Consider the following 19,040-nt stretch of genomic DNA (forward strand, 5'->3'; position numbering starts at 1 on the left):
CTGAACAGGATGATTGATGACGGTGATGTTGGAGCCGAGCACCGACTTAACAAACACTCCAAAACAACTGTGGGAGCTGGCTTGCCAGCGATGGCGGCAGATCAGTCAACATTAATGCTGGCTGACACATCGCTATCGCTGGCAAGCCAGCTCCCACAGGGATTTCTGCTGAAACGGACACCTTTTGCAGGTGCCGGGTTATCGGTATTAGCCGATGGTCATCAGGCTGGCATTACCACCCGCCGCCGCGGTGTTGACGCTCAACGCCCGCTCAATCACCAGACGCTCCAGCGCAATGTTGGTCTCGCCCTGGGACAGGCCCTGAACGCCAACGATCGCACCGGCACGCTTGGCAATCTGCTGGCAGACACCACGCAACTGGTCGGAATGACCGTGATGCAGCACGGCATCAAACACCACTTCATCCTTGTGCCAGTCGGCAACCCGTTTGATCCGCGCCTGAACGTCCTTCGGCAGGCGTGCGAACAAGGCCTTGCTGATGTCGGATTCCGGCCATACCGCCGAACCGCCGACAGCCAATACCGCCGCCAGTTGGGTCAGCAGATCGCCTTCGACGTCCGCCAGGCACAGCACGTGTTCACGCGGCAGGATCGCGTAGCTGTTCTTCTCGCCGGTCGGGCCGGCCAGCACGCGGGTGATGCCGCTTTGCGATTGCGCGGCGTACTGCACGCACAGTGTGCTCAGTTCGGCGTACTGGTTGCTCTCGGCCCAGGCCTTGAAGGCGTTCAGCGGTTTGCTCATGGCATCACGCAGACGCACGTCCGGGGCGACGGCTGCATCAACGCGAGCGAAGGATTGTTCGATCGCGTCAGTAGGACGGGTCGACAGCAGGCGGTACAGGTACAGCGGACCGCCGGCTTTCGGGCCAGTACCCGACAGGCCTTCGCCGCCGAATGGCTGCACGCCGACCACGGCACCGACGATGTTGCGGTTGACGTAGACGTTACCGGCGTTGACGTTGTCGATCACCTTGGCGATGGTCTCGTCGATGCGGGTGTGCACGCCGAGGGTCAGGCCATAACCGGACGCATTGATCTGGCCGATCAACTGGTCGATGTCCTTGCGCTTGTAGCGCACCACGTGTAGCACGGGGCCGAAGATCTCGCGTTGCAGTTCGTCGAAGCTTTCCAGCTCGATCAGGGTCGGCATGACGAAGGTGCCGCGTTTGACCTCTTCGCTGTCGGCGATAGCCACCTGGTACACGCTGCGACCTTTGTCGCGCATGGCCTGGATATGCTTGTCGATACCGGCCTTGGCTTCGGCGTCGATCACCGGGCCAATGTCCACGGACAGACGCTCAGGGTTGCCGAGACGGCTTTCAGCCATCGCGCCTTTGAGCATTTCGATGACACGGTCGGCGGAATCTTCCTGCAGGCACAGCACGCGCAGGGCCGAGCAACGCTGACCGGCACTGTCGAAGGCCGAGGACACCACGTCGATCACCACTTGTTCGGTCAGCGCCGAGGAGTCAACGATCATCGCGTTCTGCCCGCCGGTTTCGGCGATCAGCGGAATCGGACGGCCCTGGCTGTCGAGACGACCAGCAATGTTGCGTTGCAGCAGACGCGCGACTTCGGTGGAACCGGTGAACATCACGCCTTTGACGCGCTCATCACCGACCAGACCGGCACCGACGGTTTCACCGCGACCCGGCAGCAGTTGCAGCACGCCTTCGGGAATCCCGGCTTCCAGCAGCAAACGTACGGCTTGCGCGGCAACCAACGGCGTCTGCTCAGCCGGTTTGGCCAGTACCGGGTTACCGGCGGCCAGTGCGGCAGCGACCTGACCACTGAAGATGGCCAGCGGGAAGTTCCACGGGCTGATGCACACCACCGGACCCAGTGGGCGGTGGGCGTCATTGCTGAAATCGTTGCGCGCCTGCACCGCGTAGTAACGCAGGAAGTCGACCGCTTCGCGCACCTCAGCAATGGCGTTGGCGAAGGTCTTGCCGGCTTCACGGGCCAGCAGGCCCATCAGTGGCTGGATCTCGCCTTCCATCAAGTCAGCGGCACGCTCCAGAATCGCCGCGCGCTCGGCGGGCGGGGTAGCCTGCCAGATTGGCGCAGCATTCAGCGCGCACTGGATCGCGTTGTCGACGTCTTCGACGGTAGCTTCCTGCACGTGACCGACTACATCGCGGTGATCCGCCGGGTTCAGCACTGGCGCCGGGGCTTCGTTGCTGGCAGCGCAACCGAGCATCGGTGCGGCTTTCCAGTTGTTGTGCGCAGTGGCGAGCAGGGCGCAGGACAGCGAGGCCAGACGATGTTCGTTGGCCATGTCGATGCCGGCGGAGTTGGCGCGCTCGGCGCCGTACAGGTCACGCGGCAGCGGAATGCGTGGGTGCGGCAGGCCGAAACCACCTTCCACGGTCGCCATCTGCTCGATCTGCGCCACTGGATCGGCCACCAGTTCCTGAATCGAAATCGACTGGTCGGCAATGCGGTTGACGAACGAGGTGTTCGCGCCGTTTTCCAGCAGACGACGCACGAGGTACGCCAGCAGGGTTTCGTGGGTACCGACCGGTGCGTACACGCGGCACGGACGGTTCAGCTTGCCTTCGGAAACTTTGCCGACAACCTGCTCGTAGAGCGGTTCGCCCATGCCGTGCAGGCACTGGAATTCGTACTGGCCCGGGTAATAGTTCTGACCGGCAATGTGGTAAATGGCCGACAGGGTATGGGCGTTGTGCGTCGCGAACTGCGGGTAGATGACTTCCGGCACCGACAGCAGTTTGCGCGCGCAGGCAATATAGGAAACGTCGGTGTACACCTTGCGGGTGTAGACCGGATAGCCTTCCAGGCCTTCGACCTGGGCGCGCTTGATTTCGCTGTCCCAGTACGCGCCTTTCACCAGACGGATCATCAGGCGATGACGGCTGCGGCGAGCCAGATCGATCACGTAGTCGATCACGTATGGGCAGCGCTTCTGGTAAGCCTGAATCACGAAGCCGATGCCGTTCCAGCCGGTCAGTTGCGGTTCGAAGCACAGGCGCTCCAGCAGATCCAGCGACAGCTCCAGACGGTCGGCTTCTTCGGCGTCAATGTTCAGGCCGATGTCGTATTGCTTGGCCAGCAGGGTCAGTGACAGCAGGCGCGGGTACAGCTCGTCCATCACGCGTTCGTACTGTGCACGGCTGTAACGCGGGTGCAGTGCCGACAGTTTGATGGAAATACCCGGGCCTTCATAAATCCCACGACCGTGGGAGGCTTTGCCGATCGAGTGGATGGCTTGTTCGTACGACGCCAGGTACTTCTGCGCGTCGTGTTCGGTCAGCGCCGCTTCACCGAGCATGTCGTAGGAATAACGGAAGCCCTTGGCTTCGAACTTGCTCGCGTTGGCCAGCGCTTCGGCGATGGTTTCGCCGGTGACGAACTGCTCGCCCATCAGACGCATGGCCATGTCGACGCCCTTGCGGATCATCGGCTCGCCGCTCTTGCCGATGATCCGGCTCAGCGACGAAGTCAGCCCGGCTTCGTTGTGGGTCGACACCAGTTTGCCGGTCAGCAGCAGACCCCAGGTCGCGGCGTTGACGAACAGCGATGGGCTGTTGCCCAGGTGCGGCTGCCAGTTGCCGGTGCTGATTTTGTCGCGGATCAGCGCATCGCGAGTGCCTTTGTCCGGGATACGCAGCAGTGCTTCGGCCAGGCACATCAGTGCCACGCCTTCCTGGGACGACAGGGAAAATTCCTGCAGCAGGCCCTGAACAATGCCTGCACGACCGCCGGCACTTTTCTGGTTACGCAGTTTTTCCGCGATGGTCGCGGCGAGTTTGTTGGTGGCGTCGGCCATCGGTGCCGGCAGGCGTGCCTGTTCGATCAGCATCGGCACCACTTCCGGCTCAGGGCGACGGTAAGCAGCGGTGATCGATGCGCGCAGTACCGATTGCGGCAGGATGCTTTCAGCGAATTCGAGGAAGCACTGGTGGGCGTGATCGGTATGGACTTCGCCAGCGTCATCGCTGTCTTTGGCGGTCAAACCGTTCAGTTCGGTCAGGGTTGCACCACCCTCGAGTTTTTCCAGGTAATTGAAAATTGCCTGCTTGATCAGCCAGTGCGGTGTGCGATCAATCGAGGTCGCGGCAGCCTTCAGGCGCTCGCGGGTCGGGTCATCGAGTTTGACCCCAAGGGTGGTGGTAGCCATATTTTTATCCTCATGGTTGCCACAGTTGCGTGGCATCAGCTGGCGGCAAGATTAGCCGTGCGCCGGAAGAGGTGCAACCGGGTGCAACCCTTTTTTTGTCGGAAAAATAAACGCTTCGTCAGGAATTATTTTCTGGTACTGAAGTGCCGCTCCTGCTTGATGCTTTTACTTCTAGCGGAGCGCCGTGACTGCGCTAAAAAGGAGCAAAAACGGCATATTTATCGGTATATCCGACTAGGTGCAACTTAATCGCCAGAAACTGGTTGCACCTTTTTTACTTTGTTGCATAGCATTCGCGCCCAAGGTGCAACCGGGAATACCCGGTGCATCGGCTGGTGGCTTTCCTGGGGAAACATCAGTCCTAAATGCGCGGGATCCCGTTTCGTCTGCCAAACGTCCTCGTTTGTGGGCGATCAATCACCGCTGCAACATAAAAACAAAGCCAGGGCGTAACTTAATGAGCGTAAGCAATCCAACACTGATCACGTTCGTGATCTACATCGCAGCAATGGTGCTGATCGGCTTCATGGCCTATCGCTCCACCAATAACCTCTCTGACTACATTCTTGGCGGCCGCAGCCTCGGCAGCGTCGTTACGGCTCTGTCTGCCGGTGCTTCCGACATGAGCGGCTGGTTGTTGATGGGCCTGCCGGGTGCTATCTACATGTCCGGTCTGTCGGAAAGCTGGATCGCCATCGGCCTGATCGTCGGCGCCTACCTGAACTGGCTGTTTGTCGCCGGCCGTCTGCGCGTGCAGACCGAGCATAACGGCGATGCCCTGACCCTGCCGGACTACTTCTCCAGCCGTTTCGAAGACAAAAGCGGCCTGCTGCGCATCATCTCGGCGGTGGTGATTCTGGTGTTCTTCACCATCTACTGCGCTTCCGGCATCGTGGCTGGCGCCCGTCTGTTCGAAAGCACCTTCGGCATGTCCTACGAGACGGCGCTGTGGGCCGGTGCTGCGGCGACGATTGCCTACACCTTCGTCGGCGGTTTCCTCGCGGTGAGCTGGACTGACACCGTACAAGCCACGCTGATGATCTTCGCCCTGCTGCTGACGCCGATCATCGTGCTGCTGGCCACCGGCGGCGTCGATACCACGTTCCTCGCCATCGAAGCTCAGGATCCGAGCAACTTCGACATGCTCAAGGGCACCACCTTCATCGGCATCATCTCGCTGATGGGCTGGGGTCTGGGTTACTTCGGTCAACCGCACATCCTCGCGCGCTTCATGGCTGCTGACTCGGTGAAGTCGATTGCCAACGCCCGTCGCATCTCCATGACCTGGATGATCCTGTGCCTGGGCGGCACCGTGGCCGTGGGTTTCTTCGGTATCGCCTACTTCTCGGCGCACCCGGAAGTGGCCGGCCCAGTCACCGAGAACCACGAGCGGGTGTTCATCGAACTGGCAAAAATTCTCTTCAACCCGTGGGTTGCCGGTGTCCTGCTGTCGGCGATTCTCGCCGCTGTGATGAGCACCCTCAGCTGCCAGTTGCTGGTGTGCTCGAGCGCTCTGACCGAGGACTTCTACAAAACCTTCCTGCGCAAATCCGCTTCCCAGGTGGAACTGGTGTGGGTCGGCCGCGTGATGGTGTTGCTGGTGGCGCTGATCGCTATCGCCATGGCCGCCAACCCGGAAAACCGCGTACTGGGCCTGGTGTCCTACGCCTGGGCCGGTTTCGGTGCCGCGTTCGGTCCGGTGGTGCTGATCTCGGTGATCTGGAAAGACATGACCCGTGACGGCGCACTTGCCGGCATCCTGGTCGGCGCCATCACCGTGGTGGTGTGGAAGCATTTCGAGGTGATGGGTCTGTACGAAATCATCCCGGGCTTCATCTTCGCCAGCCTGGCGATCTACATCGTCAGCAAAATGGGCGAGCCAACTAAAGGCATGGTGCAGCGCTTTGAAGCGGCGGAAAAAGATTTCCACCTGAACAAGTGATGCATTGAGCTTCGGCTCACCAAAGTACGGCCCGTTTCCTACAAGGAGGCGGGCCGTTTTTTATGTCTGTGATTTCTCAAGAACATGGAGAACCCTGTGGGAGCTTGCTTGCCAGCGATGGCGGTGTGTCAGTGAGCGCATAAGTTGAATGTGCCGGCCTCATCGCTGGCAAGCCAGCTCCCACAGTTCCAGTGGTGGTTTTGGGGGATATGTCTGTAGTCGATTGCGCCAATAGCCGAAGGTTTTTTCGGCAGTGAAAGTAGGGCAAATCTGATTTTCCCGTCACCCGCCCAACACCCCTTGCCCCTCATGCAGAATCGCCCGCCCTCATTTTGCAGAGAGACATCGGATGTTCGCGCCTGCCAATCAACCGCGTTTCACGTTGACCCTCGAAGGCGCCCAAGTTGATCTCAAAGTCCTTGAGTTCACGGGCAAGGAAGCCATCAGCCAACCCTTTCGTTTCGAGCTGGAACTGGTCAGTGAGCGTCTGGATCTGGACCTCGAAAGCCTGCTGCACCGTCAGGCGTTTCTGAGCTTCGATGCAGATGGCAGCGGCATTCATGGTCAGATTTATCAGGTCGGGCAGGGCGATTCCGGGAAACGTCTGACGCGCTACCACCTGAGCCTGGTGTCGCGTCTGACCTACCTCGGTCACCGCATCAACCAGCGGATTTTTCAGCATCAGACGGTTCCACAGATCGTTGTGCAGATCCTCAAGGATCACGCAATCCTGCGCGATGCCTTCGAGTTCCGCCTCGGCAGCGATTACCCAGTGCGGGAATATTGCGTGCAATACGCCGAGAGCGATCTGGCGTTCATCCAGCGGCTGTGTGCCGAGGTCGGCATTCATTACCACTTTCAGCACAGTCCCGAAGGCCATCTGTTGGTGTTCGGCGACGATCAAACGGTGTTTCAGCGCCTGGCCGAGCCGACACTGTATCTGCCGGGCAGCGGCATGGCGTCGACGGCGCCGGCGATCAAGCGCTTCAATGTCCGAGTGGAAACCCGTACCAGCGTGGTCACCCGGCGCGACTACAACTTCGAAAAGCCGCGACTGCAACTGCAAAGCCGCAGCGACAGTGAGCAGCGTCCGGTGCTCGAGGACTATCACTTTCCCGGCCAATTCAACGATCGAGAAACCGGCAGGCAACTGGCGCAACGTACGCTGGAAAGGCATGTCGCCGACTACCGTCAGGCTGAGGGCATCAGCGACGTATCCGCACTGGTTTGCGGACATTTCCTGCAACTGAGCGAGCATCCGCGCCAGGACTGGAATGACCTGTGGCTGCTCACCGCCATCGAGCATCATGGCCGACAGCCGCAAGTGCTGGAGGAATCGGTGACCAGCGATGGGGAAACATTCCAGGGTTACCGTAATACCTTTCTTGCCACGCCGTGGGAGGTGTTCTTTCGCCCGGCGTTGGGGCCGGAAAAACCACGGATGCTCGGCTATCAACCTGCCGTCGTCACCGGGCCGCAAGACACGGAAATCCACTGCGACGAATATGGCCGGGTCAAGGTGCAACTGGCCTGGGATCGTGACGGCGAGCTCAACGAGCATTCCAGTTGCTGGCTGCGCGTTGCCACGGGTTGGGCGCATGATCATTACGGCAGCGTGCTGATCCCGCGGGTCGGCATGGAAGTGCTGGTCGGTTTCATCGGCGCTGATGCCGACAAACCGTTGGTGATGGGTTGCCTGCCAAACGCCGCAACTCCGCTGCCGTTGGACCTGCCCACCGACCAGACCCGCAGCATCTTCCGCAGCCAGAGCAGCCCCGGTGGTGGCGGTTACAACGAGCTGCGCATCGAGGACAAAAAGGGTGCCGAAGAAATCTACCTGCGCGCCCAGCGCAACTGGACGCAGCATGTCCTGCACGACCAGCAGGTGCAGGTCGACAACCAGCGCAGCATTGTCGTCACTGGCCTTGCCAGCCATGAACTCAAGGCCGACGAGCAGCGCATCACCCACGGCCAGCGCCAGACCGAAGTGAAACAGGACGATCACCTCACGGTTATTGGTGATCGGCATATTCGGGTGAGTAGTCAGGCAACCAGTGCGAGCGCACAAATTCACGTCAGTGCCGGGCAACAAGTGGTGATCGACGGTGGCGCGAGCGCGACGATTCAGGCCGGCGGGCAATGGATCAACATCGGTCCCGGCGGGATTTTCAGTAGCGTGCCGATTGTCGTGGGTGGGGCGCCAATGGCGGCGATGAGCGCGGCGCCGAGTGTGCCGGGGTTGCCGGCAAAACTCGCAGCATCACCAGCAGCCATGCTCACTGCTGCGCAAATCATGAGCTTTAAAGGTGATGCACCATTCTGCGAAGAGTGCGAGCGTTGCAAGGACGGTGTCTGTGCTGCCTGAGTGCCTCACACCTGCAGAGTGGTTGGCGCGTGCACCGCTGAAACCTGCGGAGCAACTGTTTGCGATTTTCAGTAACGCTAGCGACGCCAGGCCTCCACTGGTTACACCGAGCCCGATCTGGGCAGAGACGATCTACGCCGAGTGGGACGCGGTGATGCCCTTCGTGGGAATTGTCGCGGCGGACAGTGAGTTTCTCGATTGGGTGGCCTCTACCGAGTCTCGCGACTGGGGGTGGTTGGCGGTGTCCTCGGCGAGCCTGGAGGTGGTAGTTGAGCACTTTCGCAGCCTGACTCAAGTGCTGATGCCGGACGGCACAGCGGTGTTTTTTCGCTTCTGGGATGGGCGGTTTTTGTTGCCGATCCTGCAGTCCGATGAAGTGCAATCGGCGCAGTTGATGCCGGTGATCTCGCGCGGCTTGATCAATGGACAGGCCGTGGATATCGGGGGCAGGGCGCAGGTTTCGGGGCGGGTGTTTCCCTGGTGGAAAGTGCCTGATTCGGTAGTGACTTCAGCAGGGAGTGCAGCCCGGATCGGCAATGCGTTGCAGTGGCTGAGCGAGGAGCATCCGGCGCTGTACGAGGCGTTTCCGCAGGCTGTGTTGCGCTGCAAGGTTCGGCAGTTTTTTCAGGTTTCGGCGTCGGAAGAATCGTCGCCATCGGTGCTGTTGGCGTATTTGCAGGACGAAGCAGAATGAAATTTCCGGGCGAAGGCTTCGGAAATTTCCCGCGAGTTGCGGCGGATTTCATGAACTGGTGGGCGGTGGGTTGCGGGGATAGTCTTTTCGTTGTCACTGCGAGAGTGGTGGCAGGGTGTAGGAACCCGTTACCTATGGTGCATCAGCGCTGTTGATTTAATTGCGACATGTAACTTGTGCCAGCAATATCTTTAGCGGCGGCTGTGTGCGGGGCACGCTTTGGCGTGGCCGAATTCCATGGGTCGGTTCCTACTCCCGTGCACAGCTGCCACCCGATCCCGTAGGAAGGAGCGAGGCAGTTCATTTTCACATCCATGGTAGAAAATATGACGATGCTTAAACCCGACCCACCCTACGAAAAAATCATCCCCCATCCCGATAACCGCTTCATGGCCCTGACCGGCAACTGCAGCGACATGCCCACCCTGTTCATCGACACCCAAGTCCCCCTCGACATCCTCATGGACGCCGCCAACCACCGCATCCGCGCCGTGATCCAGGTGCTGGAAAACATGTGCATGCGCGGCTCGGTCGAATGCGACTCCATCATCCTCAGCGACTTCGCCATGCTCTGCGCCATTCCGCTGCGTGACGGCTGCGATGTGCTGGATGTCATCGGCAAACGCTTGAACGCGATGCCGGCCTGAAAAAAGAGCAAAAGATCGCAGCCTTCGGCAGCTCCTACAGGGGGGAACGCCAATCCTGTGTAGGAGCTGCCGAAGGCTGCGATCTTTGGACTTTGGCTCAATCAGCGATATACGCATCCTGAGTTTTGATAAAGCGGTCGAACGCCTCGGAGTTGTAGACCTTCATGCACCCAAAAAACACTACTTTTTCATTCGAGTATTTACTGTTTGAGGGTTTCTGCTCGTAAGCCGCCAACACGTAGTTTCGGGTTTCTTTGTAGGGATCGTGCAGCACCTGGAGCGTGTCTTCATTTTGCAAAATGGTATGCATGCCTTTGCCCATGAACGAATAGGCATTGGCGGACAGTGCGATGTCTTTTTCCAGCGCGGAGCGTTCGTTGAATGGCTTCAGAATGCAGTGGCTCAGTCCGTAGTTTTTTAGTGACTGGCGTGCCTGTTCAATGTGAGTTTCGTCGGCAAGGGCGAGGTATGGGCTAAGCAGGCTGAATAAGCAGATGATCAGATATTGCATGAGTTTTTGACTTCCTGTCGTTCATGGTTCGCCAGTTTAACGCCATAAAAGCAAAGCCCCTCACCCTAGCCCTCTCCCAGAGGGAGAGGGGACTGACCGAGTTGTCTGGGTGATGTACGCCGACCTGCGCCTTCGGTGGTGAACGTCAGTTGGCCAAGCCTGAGATCACGCTGGTCATTCAGGTCGATGTAACTCGCAAGATCACCACCGTCAGTCCCCTCTCCCTCCGGGAGAGGGTTAGGGTGAGGGCCGGCTTTTGTCCGCTCGGCCGCCAACCCCTGACTTGCCGCCCGGTAAAAGGTAAACTTCACGGCCCTCGCAGGAGCAGCCATGAATTATCGTCACGCCTTCCATGCCGGCAATCACGCCGATGTGTTCAAACACCTGACCTTGACCCGCCTCATCGCCCTGATGTCGCGCAAGGAGCAGCCGTTTGCCTATCTCGACACGCACGCCGGTATCGGTCTGTATGACCTGCAGGGCGATCAGGCGAACCGTACCGGCGAGTACCTGGAAGGCATCGCGCGGTTGTGGGATCAGCCGGATTTGCCGGCGCTGACCGCCGACTACATGAAGGTGCTGCACGAGATGAACCCGGATGGCCAGTTGCGCTACTACCCGGGTTCGCCGGAGTTGGCGCGGCGTCTGACGCGGCCGCAGGACCGGGTGATGCTCAACGAGAAGCACCCGGAAGATGGCGTGCAGCTAAAAGAGAACATGGCCGGCGACCGTCGGGTCAAGGTGCATCTGGGCGAGGGCTGGCATGTGGCGCGGGCGATGTTGCCGGTGCAGGAGAAACGCGCGGTGATGTTGATTGATCCGCCGTTCGAACAGCTCGACGAGATGCAAAAGTGTGCGGCGTCGCTGAAAGAAGCGATTGGCCGGATGCGCCAAACCGTGGCGGCGATCTGGTACCCGGTAAAGGACCAGCGTGCGCTGCGACGTTTCTATCAGGATCTGGCCGGTACCGGCGCGCCGAAGTTGCTGCGCGTGGAGTTGCTGGTGCATCCGCTGGATACGCCGAACAGCCTGAACGGCTCGGGGATGGCGATTGCCAATCCGCCGTGGGGGCTGGAGGAAGAGTTGCGTGAGCTGCTGCCGTGGTTGTCGAAGAAGCTTGGGCAGACCCAGGGTGGGTGGCAGATGGATTGGTTGATTGCCGAGAGCTGATCAACCGCAAGATCAAAAGATCGCAGCCTGCGGCAGCTCCTACAAGTTCAGTGTCGTCCACACATACGCGGACCTGTAGGAGCTGCCGAAGGCTGCGATCTTTTTCTTTCAGACTTTAATCAATTACCCGCCAGACTCGGTGGCATGCACACGCCGGTGCCGCCAATCCCGCAATAGCCCTCAGGGTTCTTCGCCAGATATTGCTGGTGATACGCCTCTGCGAAGTACACGGTCGGCGCCTGCTCGATTTCGGTGCTGATTTCTCCCAGACCCGCCTTCGACAGTTCAGCCTGATACAGCGCTTTGCTCTTCAGCGCAGCGTCCAGTTGTTCAGGCGTGGTCGCGTAGATCACCGAACGGTACTGGGTGCCGATGTCGTTGCCCTGTCGCATGCCCTGCGTAGGGTTGTGCAGTTCCCAGAACATCGCCAGCAGTTCTTCGTAGCTGACCTTGGCCTTGTCATACACCACCAGCACCACTTCGGCGTGACCGGTCAGGCCTGAGCAGACTTCTTCGTAGGTCGGGTTCGGCGTGTAGCCGCCGGCGTAGCCGACCACGGTGCTGACCACGCCTTCGCGCTGCCAGAAGCGGCGCTCCGCACCCCAGAAGCAACCCAGGCCGAAAATCGCAAAGTCGACGTCCTGGAAAAACGGGCCGAGCAGCGGAGTTTCTTCGAAGACGAAATGCTTTTCAGGCAGGGTCATCGCGGTTTCGCGGCCGGGCAGAGCTTGATCTTTGGTCGGTAGCACGTTTTTGTTCACCAGAATTTCCGAGCGCAGAACCATGATCGTTCCTCTCAGTCAGGATGGGATGTAAAAAGTCAGACCGCCAGTGTGCCGAATGATGCCCGTTTAATCACTACCCAATGTAGGAGCTGCCGCAGGCTGCGATCTTTTGATCTTGTCTTTAAAAAACAGGATCAAAAGATCGCAGCCTTCGGCAGCTCCTACATGAAAGGGCGACCGGGCTTAGAGGCACAGCGGCCCGCGCGGATAGCGCTTGAGCGCCTGGATCAGCTCGGCGCCGGGGATCGGCCGGTCGAACAGGTAGCCCTGGCCGACGTCGCAACGGTGGCGACGCAGGAACGCCAGTTGCTCGGCGGTCTCGATGCCTTCGGCCACGACTTTGAGTTTCAGGTTGTGGGCCATGGCGATCACCGCGGAGGTGATTTCCATGTCGTCCTGATTGTCGGGGATTTCGTGGATGAAGCTGCGATCGATCTTGATGATGTCGATCGGGAATTTCTTCAGGTAGCTGAGCGACGAATAACCGGTGCCGAAGTCGTCCATGGCCAGGGTCAGGCCCAGGCGCTTGAGCTGGTCGAGTTGCAAGTGCGTGTCTTCGGTGGCTTCCAGCAGCAGGCCTTCGGTCAGCTCCAGTTCGAGCAGATTGGCCGGCAGCGCTTCTTCCTTGAGGATGTTGGCGATTGAGGCGACCAGATCCGGGTCTGAGAACTGCTTCGGCGAGAGGTTGATCGCCACTTGCAGATTGCCCAGGCCAGCGGCGGTCAGCGCCTTGCTCATGCGGCAGGCCTGACGCGCAATCCACTTGCCGATCGGGATGATCAGGCCGGTCTCTTCGGCAACGCTGATGAACTGATCCGGGCGGATCATGCCGCGCTCCGGGTGGTTCCAGCGCAACAGCGCTTCCATGCCCAGCAGGCGACCGCTGCGCAGGCACAGCTTGGGCTGGTAGAACACGTCCAGCTCATTCTGGGTCAGGGCGCGGCGCAGGTTGTTCTCGACGAACAGCTTGTAACTGGCCTCGGCATTCAACGCTTCGGTGAACACTTGGACCTGATGTTTGCCGTTGGCCTTGGCCTTGTGCAGCGCGAGGCCGGCGTTGCGCATCAAGGTCTGCGGATCGCGGCCATGCAGCGGCGCACATGCCAGGCCCACGGAGCCGGTGACACTGATCAGCTGGTTGTCGACGAACATCGGTTTGTCGAGGGTCGCCAGCAATTGGTTGGCGATCTGCTGGCCGGTGGCGAGGTCGGTGTCGTCGAGCAGCACTGCAAATTCGTTACTGGCGAAGCGCGCAAGGCTGCCGCTCGGGCTGAGGCTGTTGCGCAGGCGCCGGGCGAGGCTGATCAACAGTTTGTCGCCGGTCTGGTGACCGAGGCTGTCGTTGATCCGCTTGAAGTTATCGATGTCCACCAGCAGCAGGCTGATCGGCGTGTCGCTGTCGCGGGCGAAGCGTTCGTCCAGATTGCGAATAAACGCCGGACGGTTGCCGAGGTTGGTCAGGTTGTCGGTGTAGGCCAGGCGTTCGATGCGCTGCTGCGCGAGTTTGGTCTGGGTGATGTCTTCGTAGATGCCGATGTAGTGCGTCAGCTCACGGTTGTCGCCATACACTTTGGAGATCGACAGCTGGCCCCAGTAGGGTTCGAGGTTTTTGCGCCGGCTCTTGAATTCGCCCTGCCAGCTGTTGCTCTTGGCCAGCGCCGAGGGTGCGTCGAACAGCAATTCGCTGAGGTTCTCCAGAGCCGGCAGTTCCGACAGACGCTGGCCGTGGACTTCCTCGGTGGAGTACTGGGTAATCGCGGTGAAGCTCGGGTTGACATACTCGACCACGCCGTCGCAATTGACCAGCAGAAAGGCGTTGGCACTTTGCTCGACCGCGCGCTGGAACAGGTGCAGGGCGCTGGTGGCGGTGCGGCGGTTGTGATTGTTGATGACCTGGGCGAACTGGTCGGCCAGCTCACCGGCAAAGGCGATTTCGTCGGACTGCCAGGCGCGGGTGACGCCGGTCTGCTCCAGGCAGAGCACGCCGACCACCTGGCCGTCGACCCGGATGCTGGCGTCGAGCATCGCGTTGACGTCGCGCGGGCGAAGGGCTTCGGCCATCTCGCGGGTACGCGGGTCGCGCATCGCATTGTGCGCGTCGATGGCGCGGCTGCCGTGCAGCGCTTCCATGTAGTCGGGGAAGCCGCTGATGTCGATCACCTCCGGCAGGATGTATTCCTGCGTCGCGCGGTGATACGCGGAAATCGGCACCAGCAGATTGCCTTCGAGGTTCCACAGGCTGGCGCAGTCGATTTCATAGATATCGCAGGCGCAGCGGGTGATCAGTTCGGCGGCTTCCTGCAGCGAGTTGTGGCTGCTGTAGCGCTGGCGGGCGAGCAGCAGAATCAGATCCTGCTGGGCGCGCACCCGATCAAGGTGCTGCAGTTGTTCCTGCTGGGCACGTTGGTTGAGTTCGAGGGCGATCTGCAGGCGCGAGTTCTGGGTTTCGAGGTCAACGGACGGCAGCGTCGGCGCTTCGTCGAACACGTCATCGACCGCCAACAGATACCCGCGCAGCAAGTGTCGATTGTGCTGTTTATAGGCTTCGCCCAGTTCGAGGATGCTCAGCACGCCGGCGGCGGTGTGCAGGGTGTAGCGCACCAGATAATGCGGGCTGTCGCGCAGTTGCTGCTGAATGGTGTCGTGCAGTTGATAGCGCGCTTCGGGCTCCATCAGGCTGGCGTATGGCGAGCCGACCAGTGCACAGAGCTCGACGGCCGGCTGGCCGAACTGGCGTTCGCAATTGGGATCGAGAAACAGCATCGCCCAACTGGCTTCATTCAAGCGCTCGAAACGCAGCATGCCGAGCCGCGAGGGCACAGGCAACTGCGTCACTACCTCGGCCGCCATACGGCTGGCGGCATCGGGTTGGCTCTTCATGAAGGAACTCGCTTGGAAATATGCTGAACGCGCCGGGCTCTCGCCCTCTTTACTGTTGCCTGCGGCAAGGTTGCATCATTGCGGCACCGACTGACAAGAGAGATGAAGGCCAAGTGCTATAAGAATGTGTCGGCCGCTCGGGACATTTCTCCAGTGGGTGGTTGAAAAGAGCAAAAGATCGCAGCCTGCGGCAGCTCCTGCAGGGAATCCGTACCGATGTAGGAGCTGCCGAAGGCTGCGATCTTTTAAGAATTCAACGCAATTTCAGGCCAATCGACTGCAGACGTTTACCATCACGATCATGATAATTGATCAAAATCTGATCAGTCTCGACCACCACATGGGCGAAGTTGTCCTCACTGACCACCGCGCTGGTCAATTCATGCCAATAATCGCCCGCGGCCGTGCGCGCCAGCGGCTGATCGAGGATGAATGTCGACGCCTTGGCGTAGGGCAACAGCTTGCTGTTGCACAGCGGCGAGGAAACGATGGTGTGGACTTCGAAATCCGGGTCTTCACTATGCATCAGGCGCGAGGTCAGCGAGCCATGCACATCGCCCGAGACAAACACGACATTCTTGATGCGCCGGGTGCGGATGGTTTCCAGCAGGCGCAGGCGCTGCTCCGGGAAGGCTTTCCAGGCGTCGTCGCCAAGCAGTTTGCGATCCGGGTAGAACATGACGCTGGTCACGACGAATTTCACCCGCGCCGGGCTGTTGATCAACCATTCGAGCAGTGCCTGTTCCTGCGCTTCATCGAGTATGCGGCGATCGTCAGTTGACAGGTTGCGGCGGGTGCGGGTGTCGGTCACGAACCATTCGATATCGCCGTCACTGAATTGATACCAGTAGTGCTCGAGTTTTGCCCGATTCACCTTTTCGTTAGTTGTAAGTTCATGCGCCGGGCTATGGCTGACTTGATAGATTTCATAGGCGGCCATGGCGTTGCGATATAACGCTTGATCTGACTTGCTGGCGTTCGCCGGCCAGTTATCTTCGATTTCGTGATCATCCAGGATCATGTAAGTCGCTGTGCCGGACATCAGGCGTTGAATGTTTGGCTGAGAGAATGCCGTACGGTACTTTCTGAGAATTTCCTTATATTCACGATCAGGTGCGAACACATTAAGGTCGTCGACATAAATCTGATCGCCCGTCATCAAGGTGGCACTGATCGGCGGTTGCGCGCCTTCGATCAACTGGTTGATGGAGGCAAAGATCCGGTCACCCAGGCGGGGCAGTACCGGCACGCCCGCGGTCATTCTCAAGTAGCGGCAGGAGCCGACGATATAGGCTTTTGGCTGCAGGGCCTGGCTGGAGCGGGTGCGCAGTCGATAGATTTCCCGTGGCCACTGCAGCGGCAGTTCGGCGACGCTGTCCACGGTATGTACCGGATTCATCGGGCTGAACCAGCCGGTCTGGTATTCATATTCGGTGTCGCTGCTCAAGTTGTTGAGGGTAAACACTTCGGTCATATCGTGCAGCGCACTGGGTTCGGCGAAAGAGCCGGCTGACCATTGTTGTGTTCCAGCCGTGCGATAACGAATGGCGGCAAATACCGGTGCTTTCCCCTGGTTGTCTGCGCGCATGAATATGCGCGCGTGACTGGTTGTAGTGTGGCCGATAATCGGGCCAATAGTTGGCTTGAACATATTCGAGTCCGTTCGAGTAAGTTTCGTTTTATATAAATAACGCAGGAAGATCGCTATTTAAGCTGAGGGCAGAGATTAGTTGTCTGTAGAGGAAAAATATCGAGACGAATTCGACTGCGTTTGTAGTTCAAGTAAACCGAACTTGTAGGAAGATGCGTTGGATTTTTTCCAGGCAAAAAAAAGCCCCGTCAAACTGACGGGGTTGAGGTACGAGCGTGTGGCGCTCGAAAACGTGGGACGCAATCGGCCCTCCGTTGCCGGAGGGCCGAACGCTTTACAGCAGGATGGTGCGGATGTCGCCCAGCAGGCTGCCCAGACGCTGGGTGAAGCGTGCAGCAGCAGCGCCGTTGATCACGCGGTGATCGTAGGACAGCGACAGTGGCAGCATCAGTTTCGGCTGGAAGGCTTTGCCGTCCCAGACTGGCTGGATGGTTGCCTTGGAAACACCGAGGATCGCCACTTCCGGCGCGTTGACGATCGGCGTGAAGCCGGTGCCGCCAATGTGGCCAAGGCTGGAAATGGTGAAGCAGGCGCCTTGCATCTCGTCCGAAGAGAGCTTCTTGGTGCGGGCTTTTTCAGCCAGCGAAGCAGCTTCTGCGGCCAGTTGCAGCAGGCTCTTCTGGTCGACGTTCTTGATGACCGGTACCAGCAGGCCATCCGGGGTGTCGACCGCGAAACCGATGTTGACGTACTTCTTGCGAATGATCGCCTTGCCGCTTGGCGCCAGCGAACTGTTGAAGTCCGGCAGCTCCTTGAGCAGGTGCGCGCAGGTCTTGAGCAGCAGCGGCAGGATGGTCAGCTTGACGCCGGCTTTCTCCGCAACGGCTTTTTGCGCAACACGGAAGGCTTCCAGCTCGGTGATGTCCGCCGAGTCGAATTGCGTCACGTGCGGCACGTTCAGCCAGCTGCGGTGCAGGTTGGCAGCACCGACCTGCATCAGGCGGGTCATCGGCACTTCTTCGATTTCACCGAAGCGGCTGAAGTCCACGACCGGGATCGGCGGGATGCCCGCGCCACCGGTTGCGCCGCCAGCGGCCGGTGCTTCCTTGGCCTTCTGCATCATCGCCTTGACGTAAACCTGCACGTCTTCCTTGAGGATGCGACCGTGCGGACCGCTGGCGCCTACAGCGCTCAGCTCGACGCCGAACTCGCGGGCCAGTTGACGCACGGCAGGGCCGGCGTGAACTTTCGCGCCAGGCTTGGCCGGAGCAGCAACCGGAGCGGCAGCAGCAGGTGCAGCGGCAGCCGGAGCAGCAGCGGCCGGTGCCGGAGCGCTTGGCGCAGCGGCGGCAGCTGGAGCCGGGGCAGCAGCAGGGGCTGCGCCTTTGACTTTCAGCTTGAGGATCAGGTCGCCGGTGCCGACTTCGTCGTCCAGCTTGATGGAAATGCTTTCCACCACGCCAGCGGCAGGCGATGGGATTTCCATGCTTGCCTTGTCGGATTCGAGGGTGATCAGAGACTGGTCGGCTTCAACGCTGTCACCAGCCTTGACCAGGACTTCGATGATCTTGGCCTTGCCGGCCGAACCAATGTCCGGAACGTGGATGTCCTGAACGCTGTCAGCCACTGGAGCAGCCGGGGCTGCCGCAGGAGCAGGCGCAGCAGCGGCTGGCGCAGCGGCCTGAGCCGGAGCGGCCGCAGCCGGGGCCGCAGCACCCGCCACTTCCAGATCCAGAATCAGGTCGCCGGTGCCGACTTCGTCGTTGAGCTTGACGCTGATGGCCTTGACCACGCCCGCGGCAGGCGACGGGATTTCCATGCTCGCCTTGTCGGATTCCAGGGTGATCAAAGATTGATCAGCCTCGACGGTGTCGCCGACCTTGACCTGGATCTCGATGATCTGCGCCTTGCCCGAGGAACCGATGTCCGGCACGTGCACTTGCTGCACCGAAGCGGCAGCAGGGGCAGCGGCTGGCGCGGCAGCAGCAGGGGCGGCAGCCGGTTTGGCTTCAGCTTTTGCAGCCGGTGCAGCAGCAGGCGCTGGGGCCGCTTGCGCGGCGCCCTCGACTTCCAGCTCAAGCAGTTCGTCGCCTTCTTTCAGACGGTCGCCCAGCTTGACTTTCAGGCTCTTGATGACGCCGGCTTTCGGGGCCGGCACTTCCATGCTGGCCTTGTCCGATTCCAGGGTCAGGATGCTCTGGTCGGCTTCGATACGGTCGCCGACCTTCACAAACAGTTCAATTACTTCACCTTCACCGCTGCCGATGTCAGGTACGCGAATGAGTTCGCTCACA

General features: G+C 60.0%; 11 protein-coding genes. 5 read left to right on the forward strand and 6 right to left on the reverse strand.

Features of this window, described 5'->3' with window-relative positions:
- Nucleotides 1–207 precede the first annotated feature (207 nt).
- Nucleotides 208–4,161, reverse strand: a complete 3,954-nt coding sequence (putA, locus tag JN524_RS15890) for a trifunctional transcriptional regulator/proline dehydrogenase/L-glutamate gamma-semialdehyde dehydrogenase (RefSeq protein ID WP_202369942.1) — start codon at nt 4,159–4,161, stop codon at nt 208–210.
- Nucleotides 4,162–4,618: 457 nt separating this feature from the next.
- On the opposite strand from putA, the gene putP reads away from it, so the two are divergent.
- From putP to JN524_RS15910, 4 genes are all read left to right on the forward strand, one after another.
- Nucleotides 4,619–6,103, forward strand: a complete 1,485-nt coding sequence (gene putP, locus JN524_RS15895; RefSeq protein ID WP_202369943.1) for a sodium/proline symporter PutP — start codon at nt 4,619–4,621, stop codon at nt 6,101–6,103.
- A gap of 349 nt (nt 6,104–6,452) precedes the next feature.
- Nucleotides 6,453–8,468, forward strand: a complete 2,016-nt coding sequence (locus JN524_RS15900; protein ID WP_202369944.1) for a type VI secretion system Vgr family protein — start codon at nt 6,453–6,455, stop codon at nt 8,466–8,468.
- Entirely contained in the window at nt 8,458–9,162 is a 705-nt protein-coding gene (locus JN524_RS15905; RefSeq protein ID WP_202369945.1) for a DUF4123 domain-containing protein, read from the forward strand. Before JN524_RS15900 ends, JN524_RS15905 begins: the two co-directional genes overlap by 11 nt.
- 326 nt (nt 9,163–9,488) lie before the next feature.
- Nucleotides 9,489–9,809, forward strand: coding sequence for a hypothetical protein (locus JN524_RS15910; protein WP_202369946.1), 321 nt, complete (start codon nt 9,489–9,491; stop codon nt 9,807–9,809).
- 97 nt (nt 9,810–9,906) lie between these two features.
- Here JN524_RS15910 and JN524_RS15915 read toward each other — a convergent pair whose 3' ends face one another.
- A complete protein-coding gene (locus tag JN524_RS15915) occupies nt 9,907–10,320 on the reverse strand; it encodes a hypothetical protein (protein WP_003220987.1) in 414 nt (137 codons plus the stop codon).
- A 330-nt stretch (nt 10,321–10,650) separates the two neighbouring features.
- Here JN524_RS15915 and JN524_RS15920 point away from each other — a divergent pair, with 330 nt between their 5' ends.
- Nucleotides 10,651–11,490 carry a 23S rRNA (adenine(2030)-N(6))-methyltransferase RlmJ gene (locus tag JN524_RS15920; protein WP_003220988.1) on the forward strand — a complete coding sequence of 280 codons (840 nt, stop codon included), beginning with the start codon at nt 10,651–10,653 and terminating at the stop codon, nt 11,488–11,490.
- A 119-nt stretch (nt 11,491–11,609) separates the two neighbouring features.
- Here the strand turns inward: JN524_RS15920 and msrA are convergent, their stop codons facing one another.
- The 4 genes from msrA to aceF all read right to left on the reverse strand — a co-directional run bounded on the left by msrA (nt 11,610) and on the right by aceF (nt 19,039).
- Nucleotides 11,610–12,275, reverse strand: a complete 666-nt coding sequence (gene msrA, locus JN524_RS15925) for a peptide-methionine (S)-S-oxide reductase MsrA (RefSeq protein ID WP_134785271.1) — start codon at nt 12,273–12,275, stop codon at nt 11,610–11,612.
- A 183-nt stretch (nt 12,276–12,458) separates the two neighbouring features.
- Nucleotides 12,459–15,155, reverse strand: a complete 2,697-nt coding sequence (locus tag JN524_RS15930; protein WP_047600764.1) for a putative bifunctional diguanylate cyclase/phosphodiesterase — start codon at nt 15,153–15,155, stop codon at nt 12,459–12,461.
- Nucleotides 15,156–15,408: 253 nt separating this feature from the next.
- Entirely contained in the window at nt 15,409–16,806 is a 1,398-nt protein-coding gene (locus tag JN524_RS15935) for an alkaline phosphatase D family protein (RefSeq protein WP_202369947.1), read from the reverse strand.
- A 274-nt stretch (nt 16,807–17,080) separates the two neighbouring features.
- On the reverse strand, nt 17,081–19,039 hold the full coding sequence (aceF, locus tag JN524_RS15940) for a dihydrolipoyllysine-residue acetyltransferase (RefSeq protein ID WP_202369948.1): 1,959 nt from the start codon (nt 19,037–19,039) through the stop codon (nt 17,081–17,083).
- Nucleotide 19,040: the final 1 nt, after the last annotated feature.

The sequence above is a fragment of the Pseudomonas sp. MWU318 genome (assembly GCF_016756945.1).
Taxonomy (GTDB): domain Bacteria; phylum Pseudomonadota; class Gammaproteobacteria; order Pseudomonadales; family Pseudomonadaceae; genus Aquipseudomonas; species Aquipseudomonas putida_A.